The following is a 7291-nucleotide window of genomic DNA, read 5'->3' on the forward strand; positions in this document are numbered from 1 at the left end:
GTTGTCGTTATTTAATATATAGGAGTGAGTTTATGGATCGTAGAGTAAAACGAACGATTACAAGTATTGAGAAGGGCTTTATTCAACTTTTAAAAGCATATAGTTTAGAAGAAATAACGATTCAACAGATTGCGGATGAAGCGGATATTAATAGGGCTACATTTTATAAATACTATCTTGATAAATACGATTTATTGAACCATTTAGAAGATAAAGAAATTGAACGTATGAAAGCAAATATTGATTATGATAGATTAGCTAATCAACAAATTAATGAGTTTAGTGATTTAAATAAGATTATCAATAATGTACCAAATAGCATCATTAAAATTGTTTTAAATAATATTGAATTATATGAAGTATTATTTAATCTAAAAAGGCAAAGTAAATTAGAAGAAAAATTATCAGATACGATTTCACAAAACTTATTAATTGCTTTAAATAATAAAATGACCATCAATCATATACCTTTTAGATATTTTCACAGTTACATTTCTGGAGCTATCATAACTACAATTAAATATTGGGTATTAGATTCAGAAAGAATTCCTGAAGAAGAAATCATGCATCATCTATTTATACTCATGCGTACAGGTCCATTAGAACAATTAGTCATAGAATTATCAAAAAAATCTTAAAATCATACTGTACTTTTGGCAACATTTTTTATTCTTTTGTTACTAAACATACAGATTGATGGTTTTTGATTATTGTATAACAGGTTACTCGTAAATATTATTAGACACACAGGGGGAATGTAACATGTCTAATAATGTTTCAAATAACAAAACAAATAAAGAAAGTAAAAAAGTATTAATTGTAGGTTTAGGTATTAGTGGTATTTCTTCAGCAATAGCTTTAAAAAAAGCAGGATGGGATCCTGTCATCATTGAGAAAGCCTCAGAACGGCGTAAAGGTGGCTATTTCTTGGCGCTATTTGGACTTGGTAGATATGCTGCTCAAGATTTAGGAGCACTTCAATTCTTACATGATAGACGTAGTTCTACTTCTGTTAATTTCTCAATAGATAGAAATGGTATAACAGGTTATACGCTTGGATTTGCTGATATTCCGAGATCTTTTGCTCCATGGATGATGTTGCGTGGCGATATTGAGAACGCTGTCTATAAAGCGTTGCCAAATGATATCGAAATATTATTTGATACAGTGCCAGATACTATTTGGCAAAATTCATCTGAAGTAAGCGTTACTACTAAAAACCTTAAAACTAATATGAGATCTGAAAATTCTTATGATCTTGTTATAGGTGCTGATGGGGTATTTTCTAAAGTAAGAGAATTAGCATTTGGTCCACATGAACAATATATTAAAGAATTAGATTATATGATTTGTGCGTATCAACTAACTGAAAACCCACCTGATTTAAAAATAGATCAAGGCGTTATTTTACATGAAGTTAATAAATCATTTACTATATTTACGTTTAAAGATCATCCAGCAACAATATTATTTACGTATAAAGCGGATAATCCACAAGCGGAAAGAAAAAAAGAGCCACGTGAAAGAATTAGAGAAGTATTTGGGAAACCTTATGGTAAATACATGGAATTTGCGTTGGAGCAATTAGATCAAGCTGATAACGTCATATTTAGCACAACTGACCAAGTAAAAATGCCATCATGGCATCGAGGTCGTGTCGTACTAGTCGGTGACTCAGCATGGTGTCCAACACTCTATTCAGGAATGGGCGCAACATTAGGACTTGGTGGTGCTAATTTATTAGGTAAAGCATTGCAAAAACACTCAGATAATATAGAGTATGCATTAAATGAATGGGAAAGTATATTAAGACCCAAAGTTAAACAATTTCAAAAGCAAGGTGCGACAACAGGCAGAAGAAATTTTGTATCTATAAATGAAGAAGAAGTATTAAATAGAGAGAAAAGTGTTAAATTAAGAAGAACATTAATGAAAAGTAATCTGTTGGGTAATTTATTAAAGTATACACCATCCATAAAAGCGCGTAATGCAGATCTTACAAAAGAACTTTAGTATATATAAGGACCAATACTTAAATAGCGAAGCAATTTACGATGGTAAATACGCTTTGCTATTTTTATTTTTTAGGCTAATTCATTATTATTTAAAATGTTTTATAAATATTTAAGATTAGAATAAGATTTTGGTTAAAAAGGTTTAAACTAAATTAGCTAATATCTACTTTAGATAAAAGTTTATTATAGTCCTAGAAATAGTGGGAGAATTGCTTACAACTATTATAAGAGGAATAATGGTTATTATAGTTTTATTTATAATCGATAAGATGTCTAAAAATAATAAATAATTATATAAATATACTCCATAAAGTTAGGTATTAACCCGATTTTATGGAGTTATTTAAATAGATTTCAATCTTTAAAACAATTTCTGAGTAAAGAAAGTATTTGGATAAACTATAATTAATTATCCTTAGATTTTAATGCTCTGTATATTTGTGAAACTAACTGTTCTTGTTGATTATCTTTAACATTAAATACATATATTTGTGTGAAGTTAATTAGTAATTGTCCCATAAAAATTCTTAGTAAAGAATTGTAATCTATATCAGACGCTAGTTCTTGAGTATTATGAAAGACTTTAAAAATTTTAGATGCATTGTCGAAATGATTGTTTTCTAAATATTTTATTAAATTATCTCTAATATCAGCATCGACTAAAATTTGGCTTAATATGATTGTTATGACATCTTTATTTTGTTCTAAAAACTGAATACGATCATTTACAACGAGATGTACTAAAGTTTTTAAATCACAATTTTCTTTTTTCGCTATTTGATTTGCGAATATATTTTCATAAGATGGAAGGCAATGCTCAAGAATTGGAGTGATTATAGCCATCAATAAACCACGTTTATTTTTAAAATATTTAAATATCGTCGCTTCACTTACACCGGCATTTTTTGCAATTTCAGAAGTACTTACAGCATTAAATCCAAATTTAGAAAATAAGTTAATACTTGAAATGAGTACTTTTCTTTTTCCTGGTGTAGTCTTTTCATTCTTTAAAATGAGTTCTAGGTCAATTTTAATATCGTTAGAATAATCCATAAATTTCTCCTATCAGTTATCCTTTCTTTGGGCAAAAGTTATTACTTTTTTAAATTGTTCAATTTGCCAATCTGAAATGATATATTTGGTATTTCTATCTTTTAATGCTTGGACAGGTAAAATGATAGTTACTACTAAAATTATAAAGAAGGTAATAATAGCGGCAATCCATATATAAATATTTATTAAGTGTTCATTGTATATATAAATAATGTAATAAATGCTTATAGGTGCAAAAAGAGAAACACTTGTAAACAATCCCGGATTGTACCATGTATTTAAAGCTTTATTCATTGATATACCATGTCCTAATACCTGCATTATATTAAATATCATTGTGGCTAATCCAAGCCAAATAAATTGAGGGAAAATAATAGCTAATACATAAAATAGATAAGCGCTAATGTTCACTATACAGATTGATAATGTATTACCAGGATAATGGTCGAAGTCTTCATCTTCTTTATAAGTTGCTTTATTAATAACAGGTGCACCGCCACCTGGGAAAACATATTCTTCAAATTGATGAATAGATAATGCCATCAAACTATACATTAGAATAATTTGAATTGAACTTAGTTTTGCATGACCATAAAAGCCCATGAAAAATGATAACCCTACGAAAATAAAAATTGTGAAGTAATACCAGTGATTTCGAATAAAATTCATAATGTTTACACCTCTTTGGTAAGTGATTACTTACTAACTATATATTATTATTTTTCTTTTGTCACGTAATTACTAAAAAAGAGTTTTATGTTATTAGTAATTGAACTTAAGTTCATAAAAAAAAGGGATATATTCAGTCTAGTATCAATTATTTTTGATTTAATAATTTTTAAAAGGGATATTGCGGATTTTAGCGTTGTTAGAGTAATTGTTATGTATAACGGCATGTTTATATGAGGAGTAGGTAATCTTGAGCAACTTACATTTGTCGAATATATAATTGTTATTCGATTATAGAAAAGATAAGAGTTATATTATTGATTATTTCAAATTCAAATATAAGAAATATTTAATGTTTATTCGTAGATTTAAAGGCGAATTTATAATAAGAAAAAGAGAAGTGTTTAAGACACCTCTCTAATTTAATAACCTATAATATTAGGATTTATTATACTATTTTAATCCTTTATCTTTTTTTGCTTATCAGTTAAAAAGTATCCTTCTGGATCGTCAGGTAATCCATCAGGTTCAGGTTGAAAATGCCCCTTGTGTTCGGCATCTAAAGCTTCAGGATTACTATTTGTTTCACTTCTAGTAATAATTCCATCATTATTAGTATCAAATCGCATAATATTATTTGGATTTTCTTCGTTATGATCAATGTTTTGTTGAGCGTTAGTTTCGTTTTCTATTTGGTCATCAGAGTTAATTTTTATTGTTCTTCTCTTTTAATTGATTTTTGGTAGTAGTATCAGTTTTTGTATTATCAATAATGAATGTATCTTTAGAAAAGTTTATTGCAAATAGCACTAAATCAATAAATTACGATTGATAGTATTGCAATTAAAAGAATATTAATCGTTTTTTTCATGCGTTACTCCTTTATTTATATAATTAATAATTTAATTTATCTATTTATTATTAATGTACTCTAGCACCAGGCTCTTCAATTTCTCCTCGGGCTGCTTGTTCATATACCTCTTTTTGTTTCTCATAATCTGTTTTATATTCATCTGGTGTATAGCCACCACCTGATTGAGACATTACGTCTTTTTCAAATTCAGCTTCTTCTTGTGGAGAATTAAACTCACCAATGTAATCAATCCCATGCTTTGTTTTATGTATGACCTCACCATTTTCGTTGGTTCTGACTTCATTTGTTGTAACATTATTTGTTGTATTTGATTGAGTATCATTAATTGCTGTTTCAGCTGAAGTGTTATTTTGTTGAGTATTTTGATAGTCAGTATTAATTTCTTGTGAGTTATCGGTTTCTATATTTTCTTTTTTATCCTTCTTACTTTCTTTGTTTTTAGCTGCGCTTTCTGTTTTTGTATTCTCTTTAGTTAAGATATCCTTACCAAAACTTACACCGAATACGACTAACCCTATGAGAATGACCGACAGAATAGCGATAATTAATATATTTATAATTTTTTGCATACTAGACTCCTTTAATTTATGAATTCAACAATTAAATTTTATCTTTTAATTATTGAATTATCTACTATATTTTTGATTTTTTAAAATAAAATTAGTATCGTGTTACGCTTTTTGATTCGCCACATTGCTACTAATTAAGGTGACGATACAATTAACTAGCCTGCCATTATTTTGTTTAAGTAAAAATATATTAATATAAAATATACTATAAATAAAGTTAATTTTATTATATATTATTGACTAAAACTAGAAATCAAATTATTATTTGTATTGTGTCATATATAATAAAGTAATTTAATAGTATGAACACATGTTATTATCACATCCCGGTGAAGTGTGTGTTCAACTGATAATTCAAAACTAAATGGGATATAAGGGTCATCGTTGTTATTGGTAACACGTAATTTCTCATGATAATGAGTTAACAGATGGAATACATCCATTATGTGATTACCTTCATAAACGATGTTTTGAAACTTTATGATTATTTAAGAATAGTGAATACGTTACATAAACAAAATAACGATTAATCAAAGGGGAATAGAAATGAAGATTATAAAAAATAAAGAAATTAATCACAGGCCTAAGGTAAGTGTACTAATAAGTACCTATAATAAAGAAAAGTTTATTGGTACAACATTAGATAGTGTTTTGAAACAAACAATGAATATGAAAGATTTCGAAGTGATTGTGGTGGACGATTGTTCAACTGATCAAACTTTCGATATTGTGAGTCAAAAAATAGAAGACTTTGCTAATTATAAGTTTGTTCAATTAGATGCCAATTCGGGTACGCCAGCTAAACCACGTAATTTATCTATCGAATTAAGCAAAGGGAAATATATTATTTTTATAGATGGTGATGATTGGTTACCTGAGGATGCTTTGAAAAAGCTATATACACTTTTAAAAACAAATAAGACAGACTATGCTACTGGTTTAACAAAATATGTGCATAGTGACCGTATTGCTAGAAGTGGCGTGGCGTTATCTAAACTTGCATATAACAAAGCAGATTTAAAATATTTTAAAAAATCGTTTTATCATTTAGCACCTGCTGGACGTATGATTAAAGCAAGCGTCATTAAAAAGAATCATATTCAATTTCCAGAAATGATTTTCGGAGAAGATTTACAATTCTTTGCTGAAGTATTTTTCAATACGAAGCGCATTAGTACGACACAAGATGTTGTTTATTGTGCTAATCGATATGATGATAATATTTCTTTAGTTAAATCAGAAAGTTCTACAAATATTAATCGAATGAAATGGCAAGGCGAAGCTTATAAACATTTAATGAATAAATATAAACATAATAAGTTAATGCCTAATTTACTATACCGTATTATTAATAAAGATATTTTAGAAGCTAAATTTTATAAAAAACGTTTTATTAATAACATAGATGAATTACTGCCTATTTTCCAAAATATTATTCAAATGATAGAAGAGAATTTCAATCCTTTAGATTATGTAGATGATGATTTAAATCGCCGAGCAATAGAATTAATACGCAAAGGTGATAAAGAAGCCATTTTAAATTTCGTTAACTTTTATCTTAAAAAAGATGAAAAGCCGCTCCATGAGAAAAATGATATCTATTATTACTCATTTAAAGGGAAACATTATAAAAAAAGAATGCACCCTACATTGCTAAAAATCGAGCAAGAGCATGATAAGATTTTCTTAAAATTACTTTCTAAAAATGCAGATTTAAAATATCTTGAAGTTAAAAATCGAAAAGACCCAACTCAGTTTATTGTAATAGATATTAAGAAAAGTCGTTTCAAATCTGGAGAATATAGTGTTCAGTTTAAAACAGATCACTTACCTAAAGGGAAATTGGCACTTACAGTTTATGATAAAGATTTAAATGGTTCAGTCATTAAATCGGGCATGCGTTTTGACTTTTATGAAACAGTTGGTGGTAATTTAGGATATATTAAGAAGTAATTAAAAGTTAAAACATAATTATCTTAGAATAGTCAATAAGATTAGACAAAAATATGGGAGTGGGACAGAATTCTTTTTAAATTCGTTGTCCCACTCCCAGCTTGCTTTGCTTGTAGAATTTCTTTATGAAATTCTCTTTGCTGGGGCCCCGAACCCCA

7 protein-coding genes are annotated in these 7291 nt (G+C 28.1%); 3 read left to right on the plus strand and 4 right to left on the minus strand.

Features of this window, described 5'->3' with window-relative positions:
• The first annotated feature begins 32 nt into the window (after positions 1 to 32).
• Complete coding sequence (locus KA878_RS11470; protein WP_193839886.1) at positions 33 to 638, plus strand: TetR/AcrR family transcriptional regulator; 606 nt, start codon at positions 33 to 35, stop codon at positions 636 to 638.
• Between the two features lie 124 nt (positions 639 to 762).
• Positions 763 to 2013: an FAD-dependent monooxygenase gene (locus KA878_RS11475; protein WP_193839887.1), complete on the plus strand. Its 1251-nt coding sequence runs from the start codon at positions 763 to 765 to the stop codon at positions 2011 to 2013.
• A 407-nt stretch (positions 2014 to 2420) separates the two neighbouring features.
• Here the strand turns inward: KA878_RS11475 and KA878_RS11480 are convergent, their stop codons facing one another.
• The 4 genes from KA878_RS11480 to KA878_RS11495 form a co-directional block, all read right to left on the minus strand.
• Positions 2421 to 3068 (minus strand): TetR/AcrR family transcriptional regulator, encoded by a 648-nt coding sequence (locus KA878_RS11480; protein ID WP_193839888.1) that lies wholly within the window; start codon positions 3066 to 3068, stop codon positions 2421 to 2423.
• A 12-nt stretch (positions 3069 to 3080) separates the two neighbouring features.
• Positions 3081 to 3737, minus strand: a complete 657-nt coding sequence (locus KA878_RS11485) for an HXXEE domain-containing protein (RefSeq protein WP_193839889.1) — start codon at positions 3735 to 3737, stop codon at positions 3081 to 3083.
• Positions 3738 to 4195: 458 nt separating this feature from the next.
• Positions 4196 to 4366, minus strand: a complete 171-nt coding sequence (locus tag KA878_RS11490) for a hypothetical protein (protein ID WP_193839890.1) — start codon at positions 4364 to 4366, stop codon at positions 4196 to 4198.
• Between the two features lie 292 nt (positions 4367 to 4658).
• The gene (locus KA878_RS11495; RefSeq protein WP_193839891.1) at positions 4659 to 5180 is read right to left on the minus strand and encodes a hypothetical protein; all 522 of its coding nucleotides are present in this window, start codon (positions 5178 to 5180) and stop codon (positions 4659 to 4661) included.
• Between the two features lie 546 nt (positions 5181 to 5726).
• On the opposite strand from KA878_RS11495, the gene KA878_RS11500 reads away from it, so the two are divergent.
• On the plus strand, positions 5727 to 7133 hold the full coding sequence (locus KA878_RS11500; RefSeq protein ID WP_193839892.1) for a glycosyltransferase family 2 protein: 1407 nt from the start codon (positions 5727 to 5729) through the stop codon (positions 7131 to 7133).
• Positions 7134 to 7291: the final 158 nt, after the last annotated feature.

The sequence above is a fragment of the Staphylococcus sp. GDY8P57P genome (genome assembly GCF_017892585.1).
Lineage (GTDB): Bacteria > Bacillota > Bacilli > Staphylococcales > Staphylococcaceae > Staphylococcus > Staphylococcus borealis.

What these genes read in the sequence shown, in the direction of transcription:
- KA878_RS11470 (WP_193839886.1), top strand. Translation starts at nt 33, where the DNA reads ATGGATCGTAGAGTAAAACGAACGATTACAAGTATTGAGAAGGGCTTT.
- KA878_RS11475 (WP_193839887.1), top strand. Translation starts at nt 763, where the DNA reads ATGTCTAATAATGTTTCAAATAACAAAACAAATAAAGAAAGTAAAAAA.
- KA878_RS11480 (WP_193839888.1), bottom strand. Translation starts at nt 3,068, where the DNA reads ATGGATTATTCTAACGATATTAAAATTGACCTAGAACTCATTTTAAAG.
- KA878_RS11485 (WP_193839889.1), bottom strand. Translation starts at nt 3,737, where the DNA reads ATGAATTTTATTCGAAATCACTGGTATTACTTCACAATTTTTATTTTC.
- KA878_RS11490 (WP_193839890.1), bottom strand. Translation starts at nt 4,366, where the DNA reads ATGCGATTTGATACTAATAATGATGGAATTATTACTAGAAGTGAAACA.
- KA878_RS11495 (WP_193839891.1), bottom strand. Translation starts at nt 5,180, where the DNA reads ATGCAAAAAATTATAAATATATTAATTATCGCTATTCTGTCGGTCATT.
- KA878_RS11500 (WP_193839892.1), top strand. Translation starts at nt 5,727, where the DNA reads ATGAAGATTATAAAAAATAAAGAAATTAATCACAGGCCTAAGGTAAGT.